This window comes from Lysobacter niastensis (genome assembly GCF_015453285.1).
In the GTDB taxonomy this organism is placed as follows: Bacteria; Pseudomonadota; Gammaproteobacteria; order Xanthomonadales; family Xanthomonadaceae; genus Lysobacter_J; species Lysobacter_J niastensis.
Map to the genome: position 1 here is coordinate 330,799 of NZ_JADLZT010000006.1, position 26,396 is coordinate 357,194.

General features: G+C 64.6%; 23 protein-coding genes. 9 read left to right on the forward strand and 14 right to left on the reverse strand.

Features of this window, described 5'->3' with window-relative positions; all coding sequences use genetic code 11:
* From IU514_RS12645 to IU514_RS19260, 7 genes are all read right to left on the reverse strand, one after another.
* Positions 1–2,445 carry a phosphoketolase family protein gene (locus tag IU514_RS12645; protein WP_324187835.1) on the reverse strand — a complete coding sequence of 815 codons (2,445 nt, stop codon included), beginning with the start codon at positions 2,443–2,445 and terminating at the stop codon, positions 1–3.
* The gene (locus IU514_RS12650; RefSeq protein ID WP_194931460.1) at positions 2,429–3,352 is read right to left on the reverse strand and encodes a ribose-phosphate pyrophosphokinase; all 924 of its coding nucleotides are present in this window, start codon (positions 3,350–3,352) and stop codon (positions 2,429–2,431) included. Before IU514_RS12650 ends, IU514_RS12645 begins: the two co-directional genes overlap by 17 nt.
* Positions 3,349–4,860, reverse strand: a complete 1,512-nt coding sequence (locus tag IU514_RS12655; protein ID WP_194931461.1) for a thymidine phosphorylase family protein — start codon at positions 4,858–4,860, stop codon at positions 3,349–3,351. Before IU514_RS12655 ends, IU514_RS12650 begins: the two co-directional genes overlap by 4 nt.
* The gene (locus IU514_RS12660) at positions 4,857–6,239 is read right to left on the reverse strand and encodes an MBL fold metallo-hydrolase (protein WP_324187836.1); all 1,383 of its coding nucleotides are present in this window, start codon (positions 6,237–6,239) and stop codon (positions 4,857–4,859) included. The genes IU514_RS12655 and IU514_RS12660 overlap by 4 nt, the downstream gene beginning before the upstream one ends.
* 78 nt (positions 6,240–6,317) lie before the next feature.
* Positions 6,318–8,750 (reverse strand): heavy metal translocating P-type ATPase, encoded by a 2,433-nt coding sequence (locus IU514_RS12665; RefSeq protein WP_228760691.1) that lies wholly within the window; start codon positions 8,748–8,750, stop codon positions 6,318–6,320.
* Complete coding sequence (locus IU514_RS12670) at positions 8,747–9,409, reverse strand: methyltransferase family protein (protein ID WP_194931462.1); 663 nt, start codon at positions 9,407–9,409, stop codon at positions 8,747–8,749. The genes IU514_RS12665 and IU514_RS12670 overlap by 4 nt, the downstream gene beginning before the upstream one ends.
* Complete coding sequence (locus IU514_RS19260) at positions 9,406–9,591, reverse strand: DUF2933 domain-containing protein (protein ID WP_386761162.1); 186 nt, start codon at positions 9,589–9,591, stop codon at positions 9,406–9,408. The genes IU514_RS12670 and IU514_RS19260 overlap by 4 nt, the downstream gene beginning before the upstream one ends.
* Between IU514_RS19260 and IU514_RS19265 the strand changes: the two genes are divergently transcribed.
* The 4 genes from IU514_RS19265 to IU514_RS19270 all read left to right on the forward strand — a co-directional run bounded on the left by IU514_RS19265 (position 9,511) and on the right by IU514_RS19270 (position 11,976).
* Positions 9,511–9,717 carry a hypothetical protein gene (locus IU514_RS19265; RefSeq protein WP_386761170.1) on the forward strand — a complete coding sequence of 69 codons (207 nt, stop codon included), beginning with the start codon at positions 9,511–9,513 and terminating at the stop codon, positions 9,715–9,717. The two genes, IU514_RS19260 and IU514_RS19265, sit on opposite strands and share 81 nt — an antisense overlap.
* 211 nt (positions 9,718–9,928) lie before the next feature.
* Positions 9,929–10,225, forward strand: a complete 297-nt coding sequence (locus IU514_RS12680) for a hypothetical protein (protein ID WP_194931464.1) — start codon at positions 9,929–9,931, stop codon at positions 10,223–10,225.
* 126 nt (positions 10,226–10,351) lie between these two features.
* The gene (locus tag IU514_RS12685) at positions 10,352–11,596 is read left to right on the forward strand and encodes a hypothetical protein (RefSeq protein WP_228760692.1); all 1,245 of its coding nucleotides are present in this window, start codon (positions 10,352–10,354) and stop codon (positions 11,594–11,596) included.
* A 107-nt stretch (positions 11,597–11,703) separates the two neighbouring features.
* On the forward strand, positions 11,704–11,976 hold the full coding sequence (locus IU514_RS19270; RefSeq protein WP_386761060.1) for a DUF5676 family membrane protein: 273 nt from the start codon (positions 11,704–11,706) through the stop codon (positions 11,974–11,976).
* A gap of 136 nt (positions 11,977–12,112) precedes the next feature.
* Here the strand turns inward: IU514_RS19270 and IU514_RS12690 are convergent, their stop codons facing one another.
* The 4 genes from IU514_RS12690 to IU514_RS12705 all read right to left on the reverse strand — a co-directional run bounded on the left by IU514_RS12690 (position 12,113) and on the right by IU514_RS12705 (position 19,664).
* Positions 12,113–15,274, reverse strand: a complete 3,162-nt coding sequence (locus IU514_RS12690; protein ID WP_194931466.1) for an efflux RND transporter permease subunit — start codon at positions 15,272–15,274, stop codon at positions 12,113–12,115.
* On the reverse strand, positions 15,271–16,764 hold the full coding sequence (locus IU514_RS12695; RefSeq protein ID WP_194931467.1) for an efflux RND transporter periplasmic adaptor subunit: 1,494 nt from the start codon (positions 16,762–16,764) through the stop codon (positions 15,271–15,273). The genes IU514_RS12690 and IU514_RS12695 overlap by 4 nt, the downstream gene beginning before the upstream one ends.
* On the reverse strand, positions 16,761–18,068 hold the full coding sequence (locus IU514_RS12700) for a TolC family protein (RefSeq protein WP_194931468.1): 1,308 nt from the start codon (positions 18,066–18,068) through the stop codon (positions 16,761–16,763). The genes IU514_RS12695 and IU514_RS12700 overlap by 4 nt, the downstream gene beginning before the upstream one ends.
* Positions 18,069–18,770: 702 nt before the next feature.
* Positions 18,771–19,664: a LysR family transcriptional regulator gene (locus IU514_RS12705; protein ID WP_194931469.1), complete on the reverse strand. Its 894-nt coding sequence runs from the start codon at positions 19,662–19,664 to the stop codon at positions 18,771–18,773.
* Positions 19,665–19,731: 67 nt separating this feature from the next.
* Between IU514_RS12705 and IU514_RS12710 the strand changes: the two genes are divergently transcribed.
* From IU514_RS12710 to IU514_RS12730, 5 genes are all read left to right on the forward strand, one after another.
* Entirely contained in the window at positions 19,732–20,166 is a 435-nt protein-coding gene (locus IU514_RS12710) for a DoxX family protein (RefSeq protein ID WP_194931470.1), read from the forward strand.
* A gap of 10 nt (positions 20,167–20,176) precedes the next feature.
* Entirely contained in the window at positions 20,177–20,863 is a 687-nt protein-coding gene (locus IU514_RS12715) for a glutathione S-transferase family protein (protein ID WP_194931471.1), read from the forward strand.
* Between the two features lie 43 nt (positions 20,864–20,906).
* Complete coding sequence (locus tag IU514_RS12720) at positions 20,907–22,241, forward strand: pyridoxal phosphate-dependent decarboxylase family protein (protein WP_194931472.1); 1,335 nt, start codon at positions 20,907–20,909, stop codon at positions 22,239–22,241.
* A 5-nt stretch (positions 22,242–22,246) separates the two neighbouring features.
* Positions 22,247–23,137: a PhzF family phenazine biosynthesis protein gene (locus IU514_RS12725; protein WP_194931537.1), complete on the forward strand. Its 891-nt coding sequence runs from the start codon at positions 22,247–22,249 to the stop codon at positions 23,135–23,137.
* A 515-nt stretch (positions 23,138–23,652) separates the two neighbouring features.
* On the forward strand, positions 23,653–23,943 hold the full coding sequence (locus IU514_RS12730; protein WP_194931473.1) for a hypothetical protein: 291 nt from the start codon (positions 23,653–23,655) through the stop codon (positions 23,941–23,943).
* Positions 23,944–24,104: 161 nt separating this feature from the next.
* Here IU514_RS12730 and IU514_RS12735 read toward each other — a convergent pair whose 3' ends face one another.
* The 3 genes from IU514_RS12735 to IU514_RS12745 form a co-directional block, all read right to left on the reverse strand.
* The gene (locus IU514_RS12735; protein ID WP_194931474.1) at positions 24,105–24,629 is read right to left on the reverse strand and encodes a hypothetical protein; all 525 of its coding nucleotides are present in this window, start codon (positions 24,627–24,629) and stop codon (positions 24,105–24,107) included.
* A gap of 317 nt (positions 24,630–24,946) precedes the next feature.
* On the reverse strand, positions 24,947–25,534 hold the full coding sequence (locus tag IU514_RS12740) for a hypothetical protein (RefSeq protein ID WP_194931475.1): 588 nt from the start codon (positions 25,532–25,534) through the stop codon (positions 24,947–24,949).
* Between the two features lie 194 nt (positions 25,535–25,728).
* Entirely contained in the window at positions 25,729–26,391 is a 663-nt protein-coding gene (locus IU514_RS12745) for a hypothetical protein (RefSeq protein ID WP_194931476.1), read from the reverse strand.
* Positions 26,392–26,396: the final 5 nt, after the last annotated feature.

Genomic DNA, 26,396 nt, shown 5'->3' on the forward strand with positions numbered 1-26,396 from the left:
TTATCGAAGACAGGCAGGGTTCCCGCGGCCTTCGACCGCTGCCAGTTCCTCGGGTGAAAGCAGGCCTACAGCCGACACGGCGAGCACGCGGGCAACGGCAGCAACAGCATGCGCCCATGTCGTCCGGTTCGCGAAGAGCATTCCGTGGATGTCAAAGGTGCCGCCGCGGTTGATGAACCCCAGTGCCTCGGTGGTGCGCGGACCTGTGTCGATCCTACGCAAGGCGCCGAGGAAGGGCTCGGGGCGGGTATGGGTGACGAGGACACGAGGCACCTCCGAGGGGAAGAATGCGGCGATCGCTGCGTCCGTCAGCACGCGGGTGGCTTCGAGATCGTCGCGTGGCGCACGCAGTCGGGCGGGTTCAGACAGATAGATCAGCGTACTTTCGATATCTCGCTCCGCCAGGCGCTGGCGCGCTCGCTTGCACAATTCGAGCTGATAGGCGCCCGTGGCCGCCAAAATGACCTGCGCGGTCGCGGAACTGCCCTCTAGCAACAGGACTCCATGCTCGGCCAGTCGGGTCGCTTGCGACCAGGTGAGAACGCTGGTGACCTCGCGTTTCGGGACCACCAGCGCCGTGATGCGGCCGCGGCGGGCGTAGGCGCATTCGAGTGCCGCCGCCGCCGCATTCGCGTCGGGAGGGAAGGCCAGCGAGACCGCGTCCGCCATTTCACCCAAGAGAGCTTCGGCCAGAGTCGGATCCTGATGGGAGATCTCGTTCTTCGAGTTCTCCCAAACATGCGAGGTCAACACCACCGGCACGCCGAGCCAGTCGGGCGGGCGCCCGGCGCGCACCAGTTGTCGCGAGAAAGTGATCTCCTGGCGCAGCGCGCCCAGCATCTTCGGCGCGAATGCCTCGTAGGTCACAACCAGGTTGATGCCGCCCTTGTTGGCGAGCGCCGCGCACACCACCGCCTCCTCGTTGAGTGCGGTGATCACGCTCCCCGTGGGGGACTCGGCTACTCCCGGCTCGGCTTCATACACCCGGTGTTTCAGTAGATCCAGCGTGCGATCGAGGCGATTACTGCGAAGCTCGTCGGGGTTACCCACCCGCGGTCGAAGCGCCGGGTTGGCCGCCACGATGCCGCTGAAGTGGCGATCGATGGCATCCATCGGCGAGACCGGCCCACCTACGGTCTCGGGGGCGAATGCAGGGATGACAGGCGCTGCAACCCGGCGATTGGCCAGAGGATGATCGCGCTCTCGGGGCCGCAGTTGCGCCGAATGGGTCGACAGAACCTCCACTGCGTCGCGCAAGGCGTTCTCGACCACGAATAGACGCGTTGCGGCGTTGTTGAATTCTGCGCGCGCCGCCGCGTCCAGCGACGGATTTCCAGCCAGCGGGAGATTGTGCGCGCGGTTGGTGCCGGCGCCGGGAAAGCCGTATCCCTTGATGGTGCGTGCGATGCCGTAATGGAGCGGGTTGTGGGCGGTGGTCGACGCAGTAGTGGCGTCGGCGTGGTGCGACTCCATGAGCCAGATGCCCCAGGCAATGCTCGCCGGATCGCGTCCGTCCAGGCCGATCGGCCTGAATCCGTTGAGACGCAAATGCCGGTACAGCCAGGATTCGCCGCCTTCCTGTTCGACCTGAGTGCGTTGCTCGATGCGCCGGCCGTTGAGAATCATGATCGGCGACACCAGTCCGGAATCCTGCGGTCGCCACCATCGCGGCGCCCAGTCGCTGCCGCGTTGCTCCTCGAAGGCACCATCGCTGAGGAATGCCACTAGCCGCTCGCCGGATAGTGGCGCGTGAACATACTGGAGCTCCGCAAATCCCAGATAGCCTCCTTCGAGCATGCCGCCAGCGGTGTGCGCGTTGACATGCGAGCCCAGTGGCGTAGCGGGTAACCCGTCGGGTCCTATCGCAAAACCGTAGAAATCCGCTGCCAGGCGGGACAACCCCTCGTCGTGCAGCCCATAGCGCTGGGCGTGGGCCGGCGTCATGTTGTCCACGATCACATTGACGGCGTCGATCGCGGCGACGCAATGCCCTTGGCCCATCATCCAGCTGCGGGTATGTCCGTCCAGCGCATTCAAGGCCAGATAAGCGACGTACGCTGGCACCATATTGAGGGAGCCCCCGGTGTGTCCTTCGGGCTGCTGTTTGAAGTCCGCGGCTTCAAGTGGGGCACCATCGAGCCTCACACGCCGGGCGTAGGTCATATGGGGGACCAGCCACATGCCTGCGCTCGCTATCCGGTCGGCGGCTTTCAGTCGCTGGTAGCCCGTGGCCGCATCCGGCAGCCTCCCGTTACGGATCAGCGAGGACACCATCTGACTTACCCGGACTTGTGTCAGGGCGTCATGAGCAATGACGCCGTACCCGGCAGCCCACTGCGCAAACCCGGAATTTCCCGAACGCAAGCGCGAGGCTTCGCGATCGATACGCTCGTAGTCGGCCGGTGCCAGTTCGTGCAGCGTGCAGCAGTCAAGGGCTTCGTCCACTGTCCCTCCTCGGGGCGCTGGCACCGAACAGGTCGGCGCATGCCTCAGTCAGTAATCCGGCGATCTCGATGGCATTGGATGGGTGGGGAATGGAATTGGTGCTGACCACCTGCGATGCTCCGGCGTTGCGCAGCTGCTCATAGGCATCGCCGGAAAACACGGCGTGGATAGCGATGCAAACGCTGGGAGGCAGGCCCAGAGCTTTCAGATGCCCCAGTGTTTCCAGCAGGGTATGCCCAGAAGACACGATGTCATCGACCAGCACGGGGTTACAGCCTTTGAGAGCAGCGGCATCGGGCAGACTGACGCTGACCTCGCGGTCGCCGTGACGCTGCTTCTGCAGAACCTGCCAAGGCAAGCCCCCCTTACCGGCGATGTCGGACACCCACTGCTCGCTTTCGCTATCCGGGCCGATCAGGACGGGGTTCGGAACATGCTCGACTATCCACCGTGCCACCGCCGACGCCGCAGCAGCACGGGCGGCTGGAATACGGAACAGGGTCGACAGCTCCGGGGTGCGGTGTAGATGCGGGTCAAGCGTGACCAGCCAGTCGAAGCTTTCCTCCAGGAATCGCGCATACAGGGGCGCGCTGACAGCCTCTCCTGGATGGAAGCGTGTGTCCTGACGCATGTAGGCAAGGTACGGTGCGACCAGGCCCACCGACCGCGCGCCGAACTCGCGCGCCGTCGCGGACGCGAAGCGCAGTGCGATCGAGACTTCATCGGGATTGCGCAATGTCGCGATCACCGCCACGTCTGCGCCAGAGAGTGACTCGTCGACGGCCACGAGCGATTCGCCGTCCGGAAATCGACGCCAGTCCAGCCGGCCGAGCCTGGCCTCGAGCGTGGACGCCATCGCCTCGGCCATCGGGCGCTGCTGGGGAAAGGGCAACAGAACGCGGCTCATGGTTCCTCCCCGACTCGGAAGACCTCCGTCTGCGTGCTTGCATAGCTGAGCGCGTACTCCAGTTCGCCCGGCGTTTGTGCGTGCACCTCGAACAAGGGCTCGCCGACACGAACGCGGTCCCCGAGGCGCAGGCGGCAGTCGATGCCGGCGCTCGGGCTGGCCGGCGCTCCTGCAAGTTTGGCGATCTTTGCCAAGCGGCGGTTGTCGATATCGAGGATAGAGCCGCCTCGCGTTGCCGCGATCGATCGCACGTGTGGCGCCGCTTGCGGTTCCCGGAACCCGCCCTGGGCCTCGCAGATGGATAGGAACTTGCTTAATGCGGCTCCGCTTCGCAGGAGATCTTCAGCCCGTTGCCGTCCCGGGTACGAAGGCGTCCCTGGCACCAGATCGAGTAGAGCGGCGGCCAGAACGACCGCGCGCTCACGCAGGTCCGCCGGAGCATCTCCTGTACCGCGTAGTACCGCCAGCACGTCCCGGGCTTCCAGCGCGGGTCCGATGCCATACCCGACGGGCTGACGGCCGTCGGTCCGCATCAGGCCTAGCGACAGTCCGGCCGCTTCAGCCGTGGCGCGCAACAGCGTCTCCAGGCGTTCGGCCGCCGCGGTCGAGCGCACCTTGGCAGTTGGCCCGACTGGCAGGTCGATGAGGACATGGGAGGAGCCGGCGGCGATCTTCTTTGACAGGACGCTAGCCACAAGCTGCCCATCGCTGTCGAAATCCAGCGGACGCTCCACGCGAATCAAAACGTCATCGGCTGGGCTGAGACGCACGGCTCCGCCCCACACGATGCAGCCACCCTCGCGCTCAACGACGCGGCGCATCGAGGCCGTGTCCAAGGCGACCGGGGCCATGACTTCCATGGTGTCGGCAGTACCGGCGGGGGAGGTGATCGCGCGCGACGACGTCTTTGGGATGCGATAGCCGGCGGCCGCGATAATCGCAACCACAATCGGCGTGGTCCGGTTGCCAGGAAGCCCTCCGACGCAGTGCTTGTCGAGCACCGGACCCGCACCCCAGTCCAGGCGCTGCCCCACCGCGACCATGGCACGCGTCAGAGCGATGGTTTCGGCGCGGTCCAACCGCTCGCCTGCGCACGCTGTCACGAATGCGGCGAGTTCGATGTCCGCCAGCCGGTTGTTCAGCGTGTCCTGCATGAGGGCGAGGAAGTCTGGCTCCTGGAGCCGCTGGCCGAACACTTTGGCGCGCAGCGCGGGCGCGGAGGCTGCCGGTTCTGGGTGCTCGAACGTCGCCCATGCCTCTGATCCAGGCGCCAACGCCGACCAGGCCGCTTCGGAGAGCGCCGCCGCGTCCAGCGCCAGCCAATCGTCGGTCACGACGTTGAGGGTGGCAACGAGCTCGCGACTGCCGCAGCGCATCAGTACCCGCGTCAGCGCCGAGAATCCCTCCGAGCGGCACACGGGGCAATCGCGGTGCATGTACACCACGGGTTGCTGATAGGTGTCGATGCCCGCACGAAGCAAACGCAGGCGGTTGTGGTCATCGTTCATTGCGGAGCGTCCAGCGCAATGCGCTCGAGATGTTCCGGTGCGCGTGCATGCCACCCCAGTTCGCGCTCCACCCGGCCCCGCAATGCATCGGCGGCATCCGGCTCGCCGTGCGTGATATAGGTCATGCGCGGGTGTCGCTTGGCGCCCCGCATCCAATCCAGCAATTCGTTGGCGTCGGCATGGCCGGAGAAGCTTCCCAACTGCACGACCTCGGCTCTGATTGGCACTTCGCGGCCAAACATCCGCAGCCGCTCGGCGCCGCCGACCAGCGCGGCACCGCGGGTTCCGCCCGCTTGGTAGCCGGACAACAAGATGGCGTTGCGTGGATCCGGCCCGAAAGCCTCCAGATGATGGAGGACACGGCCGCCGGTCAGCATGCCGCTCGCCGAGAGGATGATCATGGGGCCGCGACGCTGATTGAGCGCCTTCGATTCATCAACGGTACGCACCATCGAAGCCAGTTCGTACATCGCGCGACATTCCTCCAGGGTCACGTGGTGCTCATCATGGAACCGGTGGTAGATGTCGGTGGCGTCGATCGCCATCGGACTGTTGAGATAGACGGGTAGCGGCGGTATCTCCCCGCGTTGACGTAGACGCGCGATGTGCAGCATCAGGCCTTGGGCGCGACCGACGGCGAACGCAGGAATGACGATGACACCGCCTCGCGCTGCCACCCGGCGGATGACAGGCGCGAGTTCCGCCTCTGCATCGACGCGCGCGTGCGTCCGGTTTCCATAGGTCGACTCGCAGACCAGGACATCCGCCTGCTGGAGCGGAACCGGCGGATTCAGTAGCGGGTCGTGAACGCGCCCGAGGTCTCCGCTGAAATGCACCAGCGTGTCTTCCAGCTCCAGGCTGATCTGGGCAGCGCCCAGCAGGTGGCCCGCCGGAACGAAGCGCGCCGCCACGCCTGGGGCTACCTCGAAGTCCTGATTGAACGGCCTGGGATCGAAGTGACCCAACGCGGCCTCGGCATCTTCACCCGTGTACAACGCGGTCGGGTTTTCATGCTTGGAGTAGCCCGTCTTGCGGGCGTACTTGGCTTCCTCTTCCAGTAGGTGCCCACTGTCCGGGAGGAGCAGGGCGCACAGCTCGGCGGTCGCTGGCGTGCACAGAACCCGGCCGCGAAATCCGTTGCGTACCAAGGCCGGCAGGTAACCCGAGTGATCGAGGTGAGCATGGGTCAACAGCACCGTATCGATCGTGTGGGGCGGCACCGGAAACTCCGCGCGATTGCGCTCGCGCAACTGCTTGTAGCCCTGAAACAAGCCGCAATCGATCAGGAGTCGCTTCCCGTCGGCTTCGACCAGATAGCGCGACCCCGTGACGGTCGCGGCGGCGCCGAGGAACTGCAGGGTAGACGGTGACGTTGCCACGGATGCTCTCCCAGATTTCAGTTCAGGTTGTCGTAGCAGAATGCGAGGTGCCCCCGGTTCCGGACAGGGGAGCGGCACTTATGGTGCAACTCCCTCCGCCGACCGAGTGGAGCCTGGCTCGCCGGGAGCGACAGAGGCTGCCTCGTCCATCCGCAAACGTCGCAGCAACAGGGCATTGACCGCGACGATCACCGAGCTTCCCGACATGGAAAGTGCAGCGATCTCGGGCGACAGAACGAATGGATACAACACGCCAGCGGCCAGCGGGAAGGCGACCACGTTGTAGCCCACCGCCCACCACAAGTTCTGGTGCATTTTTCGCAGTGTTCCGCGAGCGATCGTGATGGCTTGAACCACGTCGTAAGGATCGCTGCGCATCAGCACGATGTCGGCGCTGTCGATCGCTACATCGGTTCCCGCCCCAATTGCAAAACCCACGTCCGCCTGGGTCAGCGCAGGAGCGTCATTGACGCCGTCACCGACCATGCCGACACGTCGGCCTTGGGCCTGGAGCTTTCTCACTTCATCGGCTTTGCCACCAGGCAGGACGTCGGCCAACACGATGTCGATACCCAGTTCCATCGCCACGCGCTCAGCGGTCGGTCGGTTGTCTCCGGTGATCATCGCGACCTTGACGGAGCGTTGGTGCAGGGCCTTGATGGTCGCCAACGACGAGGGACGGATCGCGTCAGCGATCGCGAAAAGGCCGACCAATCCGCGTTCCTGACCAACATAGACTACGGTGCGTCCTGCACCCTGCAGCCGTTCGGCCGCATCCGCCATCTGTGTCAAGTCCACACCGGACTGGGTCATCAGAATTCGATTCCCCAACACGACCCGTTGTCCGCCAACCGTTCCGGTGGCCCCCTGTCCGTCGATGTTGGTGAACCCTTCAGCACGCACAGGCGCGGGACCGGTCCGCGCAAGAATCGCGACTGCCAGTGGGTGCTCGGAATGCGCTTCCACGGCAGCGGCCAGTGCGAACAGTTCCTCTTTCGTGCGGCCGGGCGCAACGACGAGATCGACTACCTCAGGCCGCCCCACCGTGAGAGTTCCGGTTTTATCGAAGATCACGACATCGAGCCTTGCACTTTGTTCGATGGCTTCCGCGTGCTTGAACAGAATCCCGTGCTTCGCGCCCATGCCCGTGCCAATCATGATGGCCATGGGCGTCGCCAGACCCAGAGCATCGGGGCAGGCAATCACGAAGACAGTGATCGTGAGCGTAAGCGCGAACAGCAGCGACTGACCGATCCACCAGAACCAGGCGGCAAACGTCAGCAGGCCGATGGCGATGGCTGCCAGTACCAGCCACTGCGATGCGCGGTCGGCCAGTAGCTGTGCCGGGGCTTTGGAGTTCTGCGCCTCCTGGACCAGCTTGATGATCTGAGCCAAGGCGGTCTCGGACCCCACCTTGGTGGCTCGATAAGCAAAGGCGCCGCTTTTGTTGATGGCTCCACCCACGACCAGGCTGCCAGGATCCTTGCGTATGGGCATCGACTCGCCGGTCAACATCGACTCGTCGACTTGCGAGCTGCCCTCCATGACCTGTCCGTCCACCGGAATCTTGGAGCCAGGGCGAACCACGACGATGTCATCGACGACGACATCGGCCGTGGATACCTCGACTTCGACATTGTCGCGTCGCACGACGGCGCGTGGTGGAGAGAGCCTCAGCAATGCTCGTAAAGCATCGGACGCCCCGGCTCGCGCCCGCATCTCCAGCCAGTGCCCCAGCAGGATGAAGGTCAGCAACACGGCGGAGGCTTCGTAGAAGTTGGGGCCCTCGAACAAGAACGTGGTGCCGATGCTGAAGCTGTACCCGGTGCCTACACTCAGCAGAACAAGCACCGCCATGTCGAACACGCCGTGGCGCAGCGAACGGATTGCGGCGGTGAAGAACGGCCAGCCGGGATAGAGAACTGCGCCGGATCCGAGCAGGAACAGCCAGATGTTGGTATCCAGCCCGAATGGGACAGGAGGCGGCGCCATCAGCCCCATCGGCGACCAGAGAAACACCGGGATGGCAAAGATCAGTGCGACGACGAAGCGGCGTTGCATGTCGCGAGCGGCGGCATGGAGGTCGCCGCCGTGATGCATGCCTTCGTGTGCATCGTGGGCCATATGGGCTTTGTGGGCAGGCGCTGTCGCGGCGGCCATGCCAGGCACTGCAGGCTCCGGTGCGCGATCGATGTGTGCGGCAGGAGCCCTTGCGTCTGGCAGATGGCCGAAGTGGGGCGCATGCGCCATGGGCTCGTGCTTGGCGGGCCCATCGATTGCGGAATCGCCGCAGGAAAACCCTTCTGCGCGTATCGCATGGGCTATCTGCCCCGGCGTCAGCCTCGCCGGGTCGTAGTCCACTTTCAGGGTGCCGGCCGAGAAATTGGCGCTCGCCGCAAGAACGCCTGGGAGTGCCGCCACGCTGCGCTCGATCGTGGCGGCACACCCGACGGTGCACATCTTGCCAACCGGCCAGACGCGCGTCCGCAGCCCTGCATTGATCCCGTTCAAAGTGCGGCTCCGGCATTATCGGCTGGCCGACGGCGGTGCGGGACGAAGCGCGGCACCTCGGTCATGTACCGGGCGTAAGCATCGCCGAACCTCCTGAGGCTTTCACGCTCCTCCGTAATGGAAAGGCGCGCATAAACCCACACCAGGATCGGGTACATGGCCAGAGTCGGCAGGGTTGGCCATTGCAGCAGGAAGCCCGTCATGATCAGGAAAAAACCGACGTACTGAGGGTGACGGATCCGTGCATAAATCCCTTCGCGGGCGACCCGGTCTTCGCGCTGGGCTTGGTACAGGACCGGCCACGCTTCTGCCAGCACCCAGAAGCCCCAGGCAATGAGCACAAAACTGGCGATATGGAACGGGCCGAAGTGCGGATTCACTTTCCAGCCGAACATCATCTCGAACAGGTGGCCGGCGTCATGGCTGAGCCAGTTGACTTCGGGGAACTTGGATGAGAGCCATCCGGACAAGAGGAAAAGTGTCAACGGGAAGCCGTACATCTCGGCGAAGAGGGCGACAATGAACGCCGAAAACAGACCGAGGTTGCGCCAGTCACGCCCATTGAGCGGCTTGTAGAAGCTCCATGCGAAGAAGATGAAGAAGGCCGCGTTGATGATGGCCAGGCCCCAAAGGCCGTAGCCGGGAATGGTCGGGCTCATGGTTCCCCTCCATGTCGATGGGGGCTTTCTGCAGTGTTTTCGACGCGTCCTGATCCGAGAGCGTCGGTTCCTTTTGGCTTGGGCGGACTTTGATGAGAGCCATGACCGCCATGGCCATGCCCAAAGAGATGGATCAACGGGCACGCGGCCAGCAGCAGCCAAGGCAGATAGGGAATGCCCAATGCGACGTGGGCACGGTGTTCGGTCAGCAGGTAGTACGCGCCGATCGCGAGCAGGAGCCAGAAACCAAGGCGCACCTGCCACGGACGTTCGGGCCGGGGACCATCGACGTAGATCCGCCCCTCTGAAGTTTTGCCTCGCATGACGGTGTCTCCTTTACGGATGACCAAGTAGCGGCAAAGCGTTTGCACCTGTGGCGACCAAGAAGCCGCGCTAAGCGCTGCGTCGCGAACCACACGGTGTCACGGTCAACCAGGCGACTCAGATCAGCAACAGAGCAGCCGGATGAGCGGTGGGTCGGTGCCAAGCGGCGAGGCGAGGGAACTCGGGCGGGGGGGCGTGCTGGCCTGGCAGCAGAACGATGGTGCCAGCGAGCGTCCGGTCAGGCGGGAGAGCCGGGATCGAGGGGACACGCGCGACATCATTGCTCTGGTCCCCGAAGGCGCAATGCGCCGCGCACATTGGGTCTCCTCCAGCATGCGTCCCTCCGCGGTGATGGCAGTCCGCCTCTGCAGCAGCAGCCCGACGATCGCGAGGATCGCGAAGCGATCACGCAATGAATGGCGTCGGAAGCGCTTCATGGCACTGGAAAAGTACTCCGCTGACCCCGTCGCGTTCTTGATTTGGATCAAATGAGCGGCGTGGGGAGGGCGGAGTTTCGGGGTAGAGTGATATTTCCCTCCAATCCCGCCAGCCATGAACGCGGATACGTCGGCTTTCCGGCCAGTGCCATGCGAATCCCTTTGCGCGGCGACGTCGTCGATGGACGCCCTGAACAGGGAGTGTTTCTGCATCGCCATCGAGCCTGGCGTGATGCGGAATGTTGTCGCCGCGGCCATTGGCGAACATGGCCTGCCTTCGGCGTTGGCCGAGTCGCACGCGCACCTGTTCTCCGCCCTTCCGGTATACCTGCGCCGGCGCCATCTTAGGCAGGTGGAACACGTGATTTCCGCCATCGAGCAGGTCGTTGCGCTGCCCGGCTATCAGCGGGCCGCATTGCAGTGGGCCCCGGACATCGCGCAATTCGACCCCGGCTCGCCTGGCGGCCTGTTGGGGTTCGATTTCCATCTGACCAACGACGGCCCACGTCTGATCGAAATCAACACCAACCCGGGTGGTATTTTGCTGAATGCCCTGCTCGGGCAAGCGCAACGCGTATGCATGCCGGATGTAGTCCAGTCGCCCACCAACGTGGCAACGGCGGAGGAGCGGGTCCTGCAGGTGATGCTGGAGGAATGGCGGTGCCAGCGCGGTTCCGCGCCGCTCAACCTGGTCGCGATCGTCGATGAGGAGCCGGAGCAGCAGTACCTGTATCCGGAGTTCTTGTTGTTCCGCCAGCTTTTCCGGGCGCACGGAATTGATGCCGTCATTTGCGATTCGCAGGACTTGGTCCGGGAGCCAGGGCGTGTGTCGCTCGGTGGCCGGCCGGTGGACATGATCTACAACCGGTTGACCGACTTCTCGTTGTCAGAACCGCGCCATGGCGTCGTACGGGCCGCGTATCTGGCGGGCGACCTGGTGCTGACTCCACACCCGAGGGCACACGCCATCTATGCCGACAAACGGAATTTCACCTTGCTCGGCGACCGGGCGTTCCTCGCCCAGGCGGGTGCAGGCGACGCGGAGATCGATGTCCTGTCTGGCGCCATTCCAGAAACGGTAGTGGTGACACCAAGCAACCGCGACACCCTGTGGGAACGCCGGCGAGAGTTGTTCTTCAAGCCTGCGGCGGGATTCGGCGGAAAGGCGAGCTATCGCGGCGACAAGCTGACACGCCGGATCTGGAACGACCTTGCCACCGGAACCTGCATTGCACAGCGGGTTATCCCGCCAAGCATTCGTCATGTCGGCATCAACGAACCGCTGAAGTCCGATATTCGCTGCTATGCCTACCGGGGGCAGCCGATCCTCTATGCGGCGCGCCTCTATCAGGGGCAAACAACCAACTTCCGCACACCCGGCGGCGGATTCGCTCCGGTGCTGACTTCATCGGCCCCTGACAGCTGACTCGGCTTGGAGGGGGGGCGTCCGGGCTGGCCATGTTTTGATCCAGATCAAGGCGTGTCAACACCAACGCGGCAAAATATGGCTGGCATTCTGCGGAGGGTTCGGTCATGCCACTTTCGCCTTTTCGCACCGGTGCGGCTTTCGCATTGACGATCGCTGTCCTTTACCTTGCTTGCGTCCTGCTGGTCATGGTGGCGCCTGGCGTGGTGTTGGGAATCTTCTCGACTTGGGTGCACGGCCTCAACCTCGAGCCCCTTACGATCAATCCACCACCGCTGAATCCCGCACGCGCAGCGCTCGGGCTTGTGTTGATCTCTGGCTACGCATTCATAGCCGGCACGGTATATGGCGTAGTGCGGCGGTGGTTGACACCCGCCTGATAGGATTCTCCAGCACGCCTCGATAGCGTCGCTCCACCGCATGTAGATTCTGCCCGGCTTGCGGCGTTGTCGCTGGCAGCGGATGGCGCTGCCAGCTCCGGCCTAGTGGTTGAAGTGAGCGAACCAGACGCGCCGCTCACGTCGCGCGGTCTGGCGAGGCAGTAGACGAAGTTCGGGGCAACATGCGACCGAGCAAAAGACGGTACGCGGCCGGGATGACGAGCATGGACAGCAACGGCGCGGTCACCATGCCGCCAAGCATCGGTGCGGCAATGCGCTGCATGATCTCAGACCCGGCGCCTGCACCGATGAACAGCGGGAACAGTCCGCCGAGGATAACAGCCACTGTCATGGCTTTCGGCCGCACACGCAGCACGGCACCCTCGCGGATCGCCGCTTCAAGCGTGGCGATGGTCGCGGGCTCGCCCATGGCTAGACGCCGCTCCCACGCCTGGCGCAAGTACAGCAGCATGATCACGCCAAACTCGGCGGCGACGCCGCCGAGCGCGATGAGGCCGATCATCGTCGCGATCGACACCGCATGCCCCAGCATCCAGATCAGCCACAGCCCGCCGACCAGCGCCAGCGGCAGGCTCAGCAGGATGATGGCGACCTCACCGAAGCGGCGGAACACGAGCCAGATCAGCACGAAGATGATCACAAGGGCAGCCGGCACCACCCACTGCAAGCGCGCCACCGCACGTTGCAGGTACTCGTACTGACCCGACCAGGCGATGCCGTAACCCGACGGCAAGCGCACCTGCGCGGCGACGGCACTTCTCAGGTCGGCGACGACCGAGCCCAAGTCACGGCCGGCGACGTCAACGTAGACGTAGCCCACCAGGCGGCCATTGTCGGACTTGAGCATCGGCGGTCCAGGGCTGAGCGACACGTCGGCCACTTGCCCCAGGGACAGCTGCACACCACCAGGCGCAATCAAGGGTAATTGCTCCAGCGCCGCCAATGAGTCACGTTGCCCACGCGGGTAGCGCAACACGATTGGATACCGCTCGCGGCCCTCGATCGTTTCACCGATCGGATCGCCGCCGATGACGGTGGCAATCAATCGTTGCAGTTCTGCTTGGCTCAGGCCATAGCGTGCGGCGGCATCCTGGCGAATGCGCACATCAACATAGCGGCCACCAGTCACGCGTTCGGCCAAGGCCGAACTCACGCCGGGCACGCCCTTGGCCACGCGCTCGACTTCACTGCTGAGTCTGTCGATGACGCCGATGTCCGGCCCTGATACCTTGATGCCGACGGGGCTCTTGATTCCGGTGGCGAGCATGTCGATGCGGTTGCGGATCGGCGGGACCCACAGATTCGTCAGGCCTGGCACCTTAACCGCGGCGTCGAGTTCGGCGCGCAGCTTGTCCGGCGTCATGCCAGGCCGCCATTGGTCGCGCGGCTTGAACGTCACCGTGGTTTCGAACATCTCGATCGGTGCCGGATCTGTTGCCGTGTCGGCGCGACCGGCCTTGCCGAATACGTGCTCGACTTCTGGCACGGTCTTGATCATCCGGTCGGACAGCTGCAGCAACTGGCGCGCCTTGTCTGCCGACAGGCCGGGCAGGGCTGTGGGCATGTACAGCAGCGTGCCTTCATCCAGCGGAGGCATGAACTCGCTGCCGATGCGGTTGTACGGGATCAGCGTCAGCACCAGTAGCACGCCGCTCAAGCCCAAGGTCAGCCGCGGGTGTCGCAGCACCCAGTCCAGCACGGGGCGATAACCGGCGATCAGCACGCGATTGATCGGGTTCTCCTGCTCCGGACGAATGCGACCGCGGATCAGGTATCCCATCAGTACCGGGATCAGCGTCACCGACAGGCCAGCGGCGGCAGCCATCGCATAGGTCTTGGTGTATGCCAGTGGCGCGAACAACCGGCCTTCCTGCGCCTGCAGCGCGAACACCGGAATAAACGACAGCGTGATGACCAGCAGGCTTGCGAACAGCGCCGGCCCGACTTCGGCCGCGGACTCCGCCATCAACTGCCAGCGTGCCTCACCTTCTGGTTCATGGCCGTGCTCCTCGCGCCAGTGCTCCAGGTGCTTGTGTGCGTTCTCGATCATTACGACGGCCGCATCGACCATCGCGCCGATCGCGATGGCGATTCCGCCCAGCGACAGCAGGTTGGCGGTGATGCCCTGGTAGCGCATGACGATGAACGCCGCCAGCACACCCAGTGGCAGCGTGATCACCGCCACCAGGGCCGAGCGCAGGTGCCACAGGAACAGCGCGCAAACCAACGCCACGACCAGAAACTCCTCGCCGAGCTTGTGGGTGAGGTTGCGCACGGCCTCATGGATCAACTCGGAACGATCGTAGACAGGCACGATCTCGACGCCTTTCGGCAGGCTGGATTGCAACTGCTTCAGCCTTGCCTTCACGTTCTCTATCGCGGTCAGCGCGTCCTTACCCGTGCGCAGCACGATCACGCCACCGGCAACTTCACCTTCGCCATCCAGCTCTGCGATACCGCGGCGGAAGGTGGGACCACGGGTGACCATGGCGACCTCGCCGAGCAGCACTGGGACACCGTCCACGGTGCTACCGATCGGTATCTGCTCGAACGCGGCCTGGCTACGCAGGTAGCCCTCGCTGCGCACCATCAGCTCGGCTTCGCCCTGTTCGATGACCGATCCGCTGGTAGCGCCATTGGCCGCATCGACAGCCTCGATCAGCTGCGCAACGGTGAGGCCACGGGCTGCGAGTGCGTGTGGATCAGGAACGATTTGCCAGGCGCGCACCGCACCGCCGACGCTAGCGACTTCGGCCACATCGGGGATGGTCTTGAGCTCGTAACGCAGGAACCAGTCCTGCAGCGCCCGCAACTGGCCGAGATCGTGCTGGCCGGTGCGGTCGACCAGTGCGTACTGGTAAATCCAGCCCAAGCCGGTCGCATCCGGGCCCAGCGCGGGACTCACGCCCTGAGGCAGACGATCACGCACCTGGCTCAGGTACTCCAGCACACGTGAACGTGCCCAGTAGAGGTCAGTGGCGTCGTCAAAGAGGATGTAAACGAAGGAGTCGCCGAAGAACGAGAAGCCTCTCACCGCCTTGACGCCTGGCACCGAAAGCATCGTCGTGGCCAGTGGATAGGTGACCTGGTCCTCGACGATGCGCGGCGTCTGCCCTGGCCACTGTGTGCGGATGATCACCTGTGTGTCTGACAGGTCCGGCAGCGCGTCCAGCGGCGTATGGCGCACCGACCACAAACCGGCAACGGCGAGTAGCGCCGCCGCCATCAGCACCAGCATGCGGTTGGCGATGCAGGCGTGAATCAGGCGGGCGATCATGGCCGGACCTCCTGGCCGCCACCCAGCTTCACGTCACTAACGTTGCAATCAGGATCCGCGCCAGGTGCGAATTTGGGCACCAGTTGCATGTCCATGAAGGGCGACTTGCCGGGCTTGTCGAAGTGCTGGTCCGGCTTCATAGGGTCGTACCAGTACTGCACGGGGCACAAGCGCGGTTTGGAACCTGCAGTAGGCTTCGCCGGCGTCGATGCCTGGCTGGGTTTCGACGCGCCGTCCGGCGACGAAGCTTGCTTGGGTGGTGCCGGCAGCACGCCTTCGGGCGGACCTAGACGCTCCAGAGCGCCCGACAGGCTGGCCTCGGAGTCGATCAGGAATTGGCCGGACACCACCACGCGTTCGCCACCCTTGAGTCCTGCAAGGACCTCAGTGCGGCCGTCGCTGCTGCGGCCCATACGTACGCGCACCGGACGGAAGCCACCGTCGGCGTCCTGCACGATCACGCGACTGTCTGCACCGGTCGCGATCAGTGCCTCGGTAGGTACCAGCGTCACCGCCGTACCTGCCTGAGGTTGGAGCGTCACTTCGGCGAACATACCGGGCGCCAGCACGCCGTCGGGATTACGCAGCACGATGCGCGCCCGCTGCGTGCGGCTGGCCACATCGATCTGCGGCAACAGCGCTTCAACTTCGCCGGCGAACGTCTGGTCCGGCACGGCGCTGACGACGGCTTCCACCGGTGTACCGGTGCGCAGGGACATGGCACTGGCTTGCGGAATCGCCGCTTCCAGCCATAGCGTTTCGGTGCCATTGATGCGGAACAATGGCGTGCCCGGCACCACCGCTTGGCCTTCGCGCGCGAGTACTTCGGTGACGATGCCGTGGCTGGGCGCGCTCAGCGTCACGCTTCCGTCCCGTGCCATGCCATCGGGAACGCCCAGCACGCGCAGACGCTGTTGGGCGGCCGACTGCAGTTCACGCGCAGAGGTCGACTGGGCCTGCCGTAACACCTGCGCCTCGGCCAACGCGCTGCTCCAGCTCGGCGCCAGCAGTGAAGCCAGCGGCTGACCGCGGTGTACTGTCGTGTAAGGAGCCTTCACCTGCACCCGGCTCACGACCCCTTCAACGCGGGAGCTGACCAGGGATTCCTGGCGTAGATCCCAGGTCAGCGTGCCCGGCACGCGCACCGTGGACGTTAGATGTCCGACTTCGACTTGTGCAGTGCGTATGCCCACGTTCTGCTGCAGCTCCGACGAGATTCGCATGCCGCCGCTGGCGACCTCATCGGCGTACTTCGGCAGCAGTTGCATGTCCATGAAAGGCGACTTGCCGGGCTTGTCGAAGTGCTGTTCCGGCGCCATCGGGTCGTACCAGTACAGGACTGGGCGTTCGGTGCCCGGCGCTGACGAAGCCGCTCTCTCCATGTCATGGCCGGCATGGCGCTGTGCCCACCAGTAACCGCCGCCGAGGCCGATAGCCAGCAACACTAGGGCGGCACCCACCATCGTCAAACGGGTCATCGTAGGAGTCATGGCGCGGTCTCCTTCTCGGGCAGCAGATAGGCCAGGGCCGCCCAGGCGCGGCCGAGTTCGCCCAGACGGCGGGCGTGTTCGATGTGCAGTTCGATTTCGTCGCGGCGTGCTTCCAGCCACGGCTGCAGGTCGCCGCCCCCGGAGTAGGCGGCGAGCGCTGCCTTCGCTCGATCCCTGGCCAGCGGGAGCGTTTCGCTTTCCTGACGGGTGACCTGGCGCTGCAATCCCTGCCATTCGGCCAACGCCCGGCGCACGACTTCGATCTGGGCGCGCCGGGCGTCTTCGTGCTCGGCGGCCACGGCATCGCGCTCGGCGCGGCGTGCCGCCACGCCCCGGTCCTGCCGATTGCGCGGAAACAGCGGCAGGTCGATGGCGACCTCGACCATCAGCATGTCGCTGCGCGACATGCCATCCGGCGCCCGGTCGCGCTGCCCGTAGGTCACATCCAGGCTCCAGTCCGGCCGCTTCTCGGCAATGGCCGCGTCGACTTCCGCCTCGGCCAAAGCCTCGCGCGAGAGCCACGGCAACAGCGGTCCCTGGCGGTCGATGGAAGTCATCAACGCGGCCGGCGCATAGGGTAGTTCTGTCAATGTCCGCGGCGCGCCCTCGGCAAGCAGGTCCGTGGGCTCAGTCCCCAGCCATCGCGCTAGACCGGCACGAGCCGCCTCCAGTGCGGCTTCGGCGGCATCGATCCGGTTCTCCAGTTCGAGGGTCGCCGCCTGCGTAGCCAAGGTGTCGGTCACTGTGCCGCTACCCCCTGCCAGCCGCGCCTTGGCGGTGCGGACGGCAACGCTGGCTGGCTCCCGCAGGGCCTGCAGTGCAGCGACCTCGCGCTGCGCGGCCCACAGGGCGATCCATGCGGCGGCGGCGCCTTGCCGAACCGCCAACTGTTCGGCCGTCGACAGGGCTTCGACTTGCTCGATGCCGCGATCGGCTACGGCCTGGCGCGCTCGACGCTTGGCGCGAGCCGGGAATTCCTGCATCACGCCGATCTGCTTCATGGTCATGTCGTCGACGCGGAAGTCGAATGCATCGGCGCCGGTGACCGGCCAGTTGGCGATGCCAGCCGTCAGTCGTGGGTCGGGCAGGGCGGCGGCACGTACCGCTTCCTCGCGCGCCGCGAGGGTTTGCGATCGACGTGCCTCAAGGGCCGGAGCGCGCTCGACGGCGAGGCGAACAGCGTCATCAAAGGACTGTCCGACTGGCGCGGACCAGGCGCAGACGGGGGCGAGGCCGAGGGCAAGCACTAGTGTCGCCAAACGGCCCAGCGTGCGCCAAGGGCGCAGTAGGTAATCGTGAAACATGAGACCTCCAAGCACGCAACGACGAGCGCGCCGCCGGGATCGGCGGCGCGAAGTTTGGGTCACGGCGGGGTCTAGATCTGCAGGCTACAGAATCGCTGCGCGGGGGGCGGGTCGGACCGGCAGGTCGGAACGTTCTTGTAGTGCTGGGCTTGCACCGGCAGCAGCAACGCTTCCGCTACGGCTAAGTGCAGCGGTGGCAAGGCCTGTGGCGATACCTGGGGGACCTTGAGGTCGAGATTGGCAACGTCATCGCGAAGGCAATGCTGTTGGCATAGTGCCGGCGCGTCAGGGTCGGGCATCTGCATCCCCTCACAGCCGGTCATCACTATTGGTGTCGTTTCTAACCTAACCAAGTCGGGACATGTGTAACCGGCCAAGGCTGCCTGCTGGAACAACAAAGCCAACAACGCAAGCGCGGCTAACCGCAAGCGCCACCGCTGCCCTCTGAGCGTCGCGAATGCCTTCACCGAGATACCACCTCATCGCAGAGTCGCCTCTGGCGTAAGCAATGGAAGTGGGCAGGGGGGGAGCGCATTACCAAAGAGTCTAGTGGTGTTTCCTGCGTCAGGTTTGACCCAAATCAAGAGCGCGGGGGCGGTGCGGTAGGGCGATACTAACGCGGCCACTATAAGGACGACGCGAGATCGCGCTGTCATCGGTCACGTCGTCGCCCCGCTGGCGCAGGCCAGGCGCCGGCTTCGCTCAATCGAGATGGAGGCTTGCTCCCAGATGCGCATAGACCGCCGCCACCCGCCGCAGATGCCGCGCCTGCGGATGGGTGAGCAGCCACAGGTCGGTCTGCGCGTCGTCGAGGGCTTCGCCGAGCTGGAGCAGGCCGCTCATTTCGCGGGCGAGGAACAGTGGCAGCACGCCGACGCCGAGCCCAAGCTGCACCAGGTGCGCGACGGTGAGGATGCTGGAGACGCGATAGGCCGGCTGCACCCGTGGGAACGCTTTGCGCCGCCACAGCACCGACGGATGCTCGGGCAGCGCGTCGTCGGGCGCGACCCACGCCGGTGCGGCGCGTTCGAGGTCGTCCGGCGTGTGCAGCCCGGACGAGGCCGCGGCGAACAGGGCGACCCGGATCGGTCCGAGCCTGCGCCCGACCAGGTGCGTGGGCGGGTGCTTGGTTGCGCGCACCGCGATATCGGCGTCGCGACGGGTCAGGCTGGCCAGTTCGTTGCCGGTGTGCAGTTCGAACTCGAGCAAGTGGTGCGCTTCGCGCAGGCGCGCCAGCGACGGCGCCACCAGGCCGTGCAAGATGGTGTCGGTGGTGGTGATACGGACCGTGCCGGAGACGCTGCCCGGCTGCTGCCGCACAGCGGCGCGCGAGGCTTCGAGGGCGGCTTCGACGTGTTCGGCCTGTTCGGCCAACAGGCTGGCCAGCTCATTCGGCTCGTAGCCGTTGCGGCCGCGCATGAACAACGCTGCGCCGAGACCGCGCTCGATCCGCTGCAGGCTGCGGAACACCGTCGAGGCGTTGAGGCCGAGGCGTTCGCCGGCGCTGGCAAGCGTGCCGGTGCGAACCAGCGCGAGGACGACCTCGAGGTCGGCGGCGCTGAGGCTGTATTGCGACAGCGCAATGCGACTTTGCATGGAGGCATATTCCAGTTGCGGCGTTGCAATCCTAGATTGGTCCCACCAGCCCCACAAGGTCGCCGCCATGAACCCGTCCTCGCCAGCCCATCCGCTCTCGTCCGGCGCTTCGCCATGGGCCGCCGCCGTCCTGCGCGTCGCTCTTGGCGCCATGTACTTAGCGCACGCTCTGTTGAAACTGCTCGTATTCACCTTGCCTGGCACCGCGCTCTTCTTTGAGGGCGTCGGCCTACCGGGGCCCCTGGCGTACGCGGTATTCGCCGCCGAGTTGGCCGGCGGCATCGCCCTGGTGCTCGGCCTATACGCGCGTCAAGCGGCCTTGGCTCTGGTGCCGGTCCTGCTCGGGGCGGTCTGGGTGCATTGGCCCAATGGCTGGGTCTTCAGCGCCGACGGCGGCGGTTGGGAATACCCGCTGTTCCTGGCAGTGGCGTCGTTGGTCCTATGGCTGCTAGGCGACGGGGTTCTAGCCCTGCGCGTGGCCGCGCCCAGGCACCCACGCTGAGGCCGCCGCCATGTCTCGTCACATCCTGGTCAGTCACGTCCTATGCCCCTACGTGCAACGCGCCGCGATCGTGCTGGACGAAAAGTGCATCGACTTCGAGCGCCGCGACATCGACCTGTCGGCCAAGCCGGACTGGTTCCTGGCGTTATCGCCGACCGGCAAGACCCCGTTGCTGCTGGTCAATGGCACGCCGATCTTCGAATCCTCGGTGATCTGCGAATATCTGGACGACACGCAGGCCCCGCGACTGCACCCGGATGATCCGCTGCAGCGTGCCCGCCACCGCGCCTGGATGGAGTTCGCGTCGTCGCTGTTGTCCGCGATCGCGGCGCTGTACTCGGCCGCCGACGAAGCGGCGTTGGCTCGCGCCGCGCAGGCCGTGCGCCGACAACTCGAACAGATCGAACGCGCGCTCGGCGACCGCCCGTATTTCGCCGGCGAACGCTTCTCGATCGTCGATGCGGCGTTCGCTCCGGCACTGCGCTACTTCGAGGTCATTGACGAAGGCGACCGGTTCGCCTTCTTTCTCGATCTGCCGAAGCTCGCCTCTTGGCGCGCACGGCTCGCCGAACGGCGGTCGGTGCGGCGCGCCGTATCGCCCGATTACCGCGAGCACTTGCGGGCATTCGTGCTGAAGCGGGGTGGCGCGCTGGGCGCGCGCCTGGCGGACTCCGTCCGCGACCTTGCCATTCCCTGAAAACCAATCACGCGGCTCCGCGTACCACAGAGGCCACCCCACCATGTCTTCGATTCATCACTACCGCGACGCGCTGGACCATGCGAGACGCATCGCCGACGAGTTCCTGGCCACGTTGGCGGAGCGGCCGGTTACGCCGGTGCACGTGCCGGCGGCACCGCCATTGCCGGAGGGAGCCGGCCTCGAGGCCGCGATGGCCTGGCTGGTCGAGCGCGTGCAGCCGTTTCTCTCTGCTTCCCCCGGGCCACGTTACCTCGGCTTCGTCACCGGCGGCGCCACGCCGGAAGCGCTGGCCGCCGACTGGATCGCCAGCGCATGGGACCAGAACGTGTCGAACGAAGTCGGTTCGATCGCCGCCGCTCTCGAAGCGACGACCGTCGCGGCATATGCAGACATCTTCGGCCTCGATCCAGCCATGCGCGGCCAGTTCGTCAGCGGCGCGACCTCGGCCAACCTCGTCGGCCTCGCGACGGCGCGACACTGGGCCCAGCACAACCAAGGTGCGCTACCGCACGTGTTCGCCGGTGCGGCCCATTCAAGCATCCTCAAAGCGATGGCGATCAGCGGCATCGGTCGCGAGCGCCATATGCCGGTATCGACGCTGCCCGGGCGCACTTCGGTCGACCCGGCCGCGCTGCGCGAGGCGTTGGCCTCACACAAAGGTCCGGCTGTGGTGGTGGCCAGTGCGGGTGAGGTCAATACCGGCGACTTCGACGACCTGCAGGCGCTGGCCGCCATCTGCGCCGACGCTGGAGCGTGGTTGCACGTCGATGGAGCCTTCGGCCTGTTCGCCGCGTTCGACGATGTGCAGCGGCACAAGGTCACCGGCGTGGAACGCGCCGATTCGGTGACGGTGGACCTGCACAAATGGCTCAACGTGCCTTACGACAGCGCGATAGCCTACACCCGTCACCCGGACCTGCAGCGCGAGGTGTTCGCAGCGACGTCGGCCTATCTCGGCGATGACCCCGATCCGCTGCATTACACGCCGGAGAACTCACGCCGCTTTCGCGCACTCGCGGCGTGGATGGTGCTGGCCGTGCGTGGACGCGAGGGAATCGGCCGCTGGGTCGCTGCCAACTGCGCGCAGGCCCGCGCGCTCGCCACGGGACTCGGGCTCCTGGGCCTGGACGTCCTGCACGAAGTCGACCTCAACATCGTCGCCTTCGCGCCGCGCGCCGACGGCGCCGCTGCGCGCGATGCGTTGCTGGCGCGGATCAACGCCAGCGGCGAGGTATTCATGACACCGACCGTGCTGAAGGGGCGTCCCGGCATACGCGCCGCATTCTCCAACTGGTCGACGAGCGACGCCGACGTCGATCGCATCCTCGCCGCCGTGGGGCGCGGCGTCACCGCTTTGCGGGAGGTACGGTCGTGAGCACGATGGAAGTCCATATCGTCAATGCATTCACGGCCGACGGCCGCGGCGGCAACCCGGCCGGCGTGGTGCTGGACGCCGACCGCCTCGATGCCGCCGCGCGCCTGGCCGTCGCCGGCCGTGTCGGCCTGTCGGAAACCGCGTTCGTGTCCCGCTCCGAACACGAGACGGTGCGCCTGGAATTTTTTACTCCGACGCGGCAGATCGCCCACTGCGGCCATGCCACCATCGCCACGTTCGCGCTGCTGCGCGAGCTTGGACGAGTCGGCGAGGGCGTACTGTCGAAGGAAACCATCGACGGCCGGCGCGAAGTGATCGTCGAGGGCGACACCGTCTGGATGGAGCAGCGTTCCCCGCGATACGAGCCGATCGATGGCGCGTCGGCTCTCGGTCGGAGCATCGCCGCGTCGCTGGGGATCAGCGGCGAGCTTCGCGCCGACGTCGTGGACACCGGCAATCGCTTCGCCGTCGTCGAGGTCGATGGCGCCCGGGCTCTGTCCGCGTTGCGCCCCGACTTTCGGCAGATCGGGCGGATCAGCGAGGAACTCGACCTGATCGGCTATTACGTGTTCTCGCGCCGCGACGCGGGCGAAGGGCGCGTGGCGACCACGCGCATGTTCGCGCCCCGCTACGGAATTGAAGAGGAGCCCGCGACCGGCATGGCCGCCGGGCCGCTAGCCTGCCTGCTGTTTCGTGAGCCAGAGGCGTCCACGGAAAGGGCTACGGAGTGGACGATCGAGCAGGGCCGCTTCATGAGCCCACCGTCGCCGAGCGCCCTGCGCGTGCGCCTGGAACTCGCCGACGATCGAATCACCCGGTTGTTCGCCGGCGGCTGCGCCCGTGTCGAGCGTCGGATGCTGCTCGAGGAGGCGGTGGTATCTCCAGGCGCTACCTGATCCGCCGCAGCGAGGGCGCGGTCGGCCTGCACGTGGCGAACGGCATCCAGCCGGCCACGAGGTGCTGGCGGATCCACGCGCCTTCGTTGAGTTCTCGGGATCTGGTCACACGCGGGCTGCAGCGAGTTTCTTCAAGCGGCGGAAGAAGCGGAGTCGCGGCGGTTGCGCATGCGGGGCATCAGCCGAAGACCGATAGGGTAGGGACCGGCCTTGCGTGTCGCTGCATCGACTCGATCGGGCTGCGGACCGGATGTCGGGCAACCTTCGTCGCCCACAAGTTGTCGCCAGCGTTACCGGCGATAACCGGGCCTTATCGGCAGTAGAGCCAGGCAGAACCCTTCGTCAGAAAGTCTCGGTCAAGGTCGCTTATGCGCGCCGGACACCGCACCGGGACCGGGCAACGAAGTAGGCACCCGATAGGCAGACTTCAACCAAGTAGTCTGCAGGCCCCTTGCCGAGAGCTGCCTCAAACTGCGTTGGTAGAAGAGGTTGCTGGCGAATGAACTTGAATGACCATGCTGACTTCCCAACTGATCGAACCGTTGCTGAGCCCGGGCACGTACCCGCGCGCGGTGGCCGACGCGGTGCGCGCGACCTCGCCGCTGGCGGTGCAGATCGCCAACCGCTGGATGCTGGGCTGGCCCAAGACGGTGAAGGCGCTGCTGGCAGCGGGGACCTATTTGCCGGCGCTGAAGGCGCAGGAGAAGCAGGAGCGCGACGTGCTGAGCAGCAGCCAGGTGACGCACCTGGCGCGGCACGAGCTAATGGAGGAGTACGGACTTCGGGCAGGGCCGCCTGCTCCTTGATGGAAGGGCAGCATTGCAGACACGACGACCGGGACAAGCGCTATAGAGTCTTAACCCAACCGTGCTGTGGAGCTGAAGGCGAAATTGGGGTCCGGTAGTTGAGAACGTCGACCACAGACAACTGTCCCTCTATCGACGTGCCCGCCTGGGTGAACTGGGTTCTACTCGACTGATAGCGTTTTCGGTGACCAGCCGGCGAGCCGCCACGTATTGAACGGCAGTTCGTTACCGTCATACCAAGCTTGATCGGGATGCCCCAAATCCAAGGCGCGAATGCGGAATGCCCACATGTTCGCCACCTCTTCGGTCGTGTACCGTGAGCCAGATGGCGTGCTGGGCACTTGCGAAAGAGGGCTCGCATAACCCCAAGTCCTGGCGCCAGCGATCTCGTCCAATTCGTCCTCGTCCAGCTCGACCTCGCAGAAGAGCGGTCCATGTGCTTGTTCCAACAAGTTTAGTACCAGCTCATACAGGTCGCTAAAGTCATCGATACCGCTTGCGAAGAGATCTCTATGCTCGGCGATAAGCGCCGCGTACTCCTCGTGGGCGCAATGATGGCCCATCTCGAAGAGCGAGATCAACATGCCGAGGTTGATCTCTCCCTTGGTCGTTAGTCGAGAGCTAGCCGCCGAGAAGAGAACTTCGACGGGGGCTTTGTAGTGCGCTTGTTCGTAGTCACGGCTCATAACTGTTCCTGTTGCTCGATTGTTCGTTGCATGGCGGAGACGCCCCGGCTTCGAGCTCGTTTGAGCTGAGCCCTTGGCAAGCTGCGTCAAGTAGCGGACCTAGTGCTCAGACCTGTGCTTGAGTCTGCACAATGGTTTGTCTCGTCCTCGAATAGGTCGGCGAGACGGGAGGTCAAGTCAGTCTTGGGCGCAGATGGTCGTACGAGCAAGCTGCACTCCTGTTCGCGCCTTCCCTTGGTTATCTATAAAGGTGTCCGAATCGCGGCCAGTTGAACCTCGAATGCCTTGGAGGACTGAGTCTCATAGCGGACACCTGGTCACCCCTTGTCCAAATTGGTGGCGGTAGATGTCCGCATTGCGGCCACATTGGCCCTAATGGCGCCTTGTCTTTTTGACGTCTGCCAAAGATTGCTGGCCGAGTGCTCCGCCTTGATCTCTAACCCTTTGCCTTCGCAATGGTCTACCGGCAACCAGGTCACTGCATATAGAGCGCAGCGGTGCCGCCCACCGTGTCTCGAAACAAGCAGCCAGCCCGCGTCGAGGAGCCGCTTACGGGCCTTGCTGAGGGTGCCATTGCTTCGCCAACCTCGGAGTTTGAGTTGCGAGAACACGCAACTTAGGTCGCCGTTGTTATACCCGTTGAACTTCCCGGCAATCTCCACCAAGAGCTTGAGAGACCACCCGTCGAGCTGCCCAAACTCGCTCGAACGAAAGACATAGTGAGGAATCCCCAGGAACGTTCCTTTGCTCCTTCCGGTAGATTTCCGTCGTCGGGTGCTTTCATTTGCCATTTTCTTCCAGCGGCAAGCCGGCAGTCTTAGCCTTTGATATGGCGCCACGACTTGATAGCCCAGAGAAACTATCCAGATAGACGAAACGCTTTCGGCCGATCGTGAACGTTTCAAGGGCCCCATCCTTCGCGAGTTCGTACGCAAAAGTCTTGCCAATCCCGACTTTGGCGCACTCCTTAACGAAAGGGCGAAATTCTCGATACGTGCAGTTCGCCACGTGTGCCTCCCGACCAGCAAGGGCCTTCCTTACTCGATCGAAACGCTACGCCTGCCGTTTGATCTTGTGCCCTAAAATAGGACATCGGCCTCTACTTGTCTGAGAGGCGTTTTAGTTCGTTGGCTGGTGAAAGGATCGTGTCGGCAATCGTTCCTTCGGTCGGCTTTTCAAAACCCCATAGCTCGATCTGGGTTGCCAGCTTGCGCGCAAGTGTTTGTGGGTGGTCTGGCAGATGCTTGCACTGAGCCCACATGGCTGCATGCACTCGTCTGTGTGATTCTTCCCTATCACTGCGAGGGCTACGCTTGTTTTTAACGCGAACTAGACGAGAAATGTCTTTTGCCAGAAAGCGTGTGCACGCCGCTGTCACAAATGGGCCAACATCTGCCGTGAAGTGCCCAAACCTTTCTCCATCTTTGAATGAGCTGACAGTGAACTCAAAAGCAGCCCCGTAGTCGATGACTTCGAGCGCACCGGACGCACTCATCTCAAACCATCCACTGAGCTGATAGTAGGACCGCATCAGTTTGGTTTTCGTATGTTGCTCGCGAAAGCGCCTCCACGTCGCTAGCTCGTGCGTACCATCGCACTGGAGAGAATCAGACTCTAAGTTCTTTAGATCGTGGTGGTAGGCCCGGAGAACAAGCATCCAGCCGTACAGGTGCAGTTCCTCATGTTCGATCTGCTCCCGCAGCAACCCTGAGTCACCTAGCAGCTTTATGGCCTCGGACACGCTGTAGTACCTTCTGGACATGGCAT

What these genes read in the sequence shown, in the direction of transcription:
- IU514_RS12650 (WP_194931460.1), bottom strand. Translation starts at nt 3,352, where the DNA reads ATGAGCCGCGTTCTGTTGCCCTTTCCCCAGCAGCGCCCGATGGCCGAG.
- IU514_RS12655 (WP_194931461.1), bottom strand. Translation starts at nt 4,860, where the DNA reads ATGAACGATGACCACAACCGCCTGCGTTTGCTTCGTGCGGGCATCGAC.
- IU514_RS12670 (WP_194931462.1), bottom strand. Translation starts at nt 9,409, where the DNA reads ATGAGCCCGACCATTCCCGGCTACGGCCTTTGGGGCCTGGCCATCATC.
- IU514_RS19265 (WP_386761170.1), top strand. Translation starts at nt 9,511, where the DNA reads ATGACCGCCATGGCCATGCCCAAAGAGATGGATCAACGGGCACGCGGC.
- IU514_RS12685 (WP_228760692.1), top strand. Translation starts at nt 10,352, where the DNA reads ATGGACGCCCTGAACAGGGAGTGTTTCTGCATCGCCATCGAGCCTGGC.
- IU514_RS19270 (WP_386761060.1), top strand. Translation starts at nt 11,704, where the DNA reads ATGCCACTTTCGCCTTTTCGCACCGGTGCGGCTTTCGCATTGACGATC.
- IU514_RS12690 (WP_194931466.1), bottom strand. Translation starts at nt 15,274, where the DNA reads ATGATCGCCCGCCTGATTCACGCCTGCATCGCCAACCGCATGCTGGTG.
- IU514_RS12695 (WP_194931467.1), bottom strand. Translation starts at nt 16,764, where the DNA reads ATGACTCCTACGATGACCCGTTTGACGATGGTGGGTGCCGCCCTAGTG.
- IU514_RS12700 (WP_194931468.1), bottom strand. Translation starts at nt 18,068, where the DNA reads ATGTTTCACGATTACCTACTGCGCCCTTGGCGCACGCTGGGCCGTTTG.
- IU514_RS12705 (WP_194931469.1), bottom strand. Translation starts at nt 19,664, where the DNA reads ATGCAAAGTCGCATTGCGCTGTCGCAATACAGCCTCAGCGCCGCCGAC.
- IU514_RS12710 (WP_194931470.1), top strand. Translation starts at nt 19,732, where the DNA reads ATGAACCCGTCCTCGCCAGCCCATCCGCTCTCGTCCGGCGCTTCGCCA.
- IU514_RS12715 (WP_194931471.1), top strand. Translation starts at nt 20,177, where the DNA reads ATGTCTCGTCACATCCTGGTCAGTCACGTCCTATGCCCCTACGTGCAA.
- IU514_RS12720 (WP_194931472.1), top strand. Translation starts at nt 20,907, where the DNA reads ATGTCTTCGATTCATCACTACCGCGACGCGCTGGACCATGCGAGACGC.
- IU514_RS12725 (WP_194931537.1), top strand. Translation starts at nt 22,247, where the DNA reads ATGGAAGTCCATATCGTCAATGCATTCACGGCCGACGGCCGCGGCGGC.
- IU514_RS12730 (WP_194931473.1), top strand. Translation starts at nt 23,653, where the DNA reads ATGCTGACTTCCCAACTGATCGAACCGTTGCTGAGCCCGGGCACGTAC.
- IU514_RS12735 (WP_194931474.1), bottom strand. Translation starts at nt 24,629, where the DNA reads ATGAGCCGTGACTACGAACAAGCGCACTACAAAGCCCCCGTCGAAGTT.
- IU514_RS12745 (WP_194931476.1), bottom strand. Translation starts at nt 26,391, where the DNA reads ATGTCCAGAAGGTACTACAGCGTGTCCGAGGCCATAAAGCTGCTAGGT.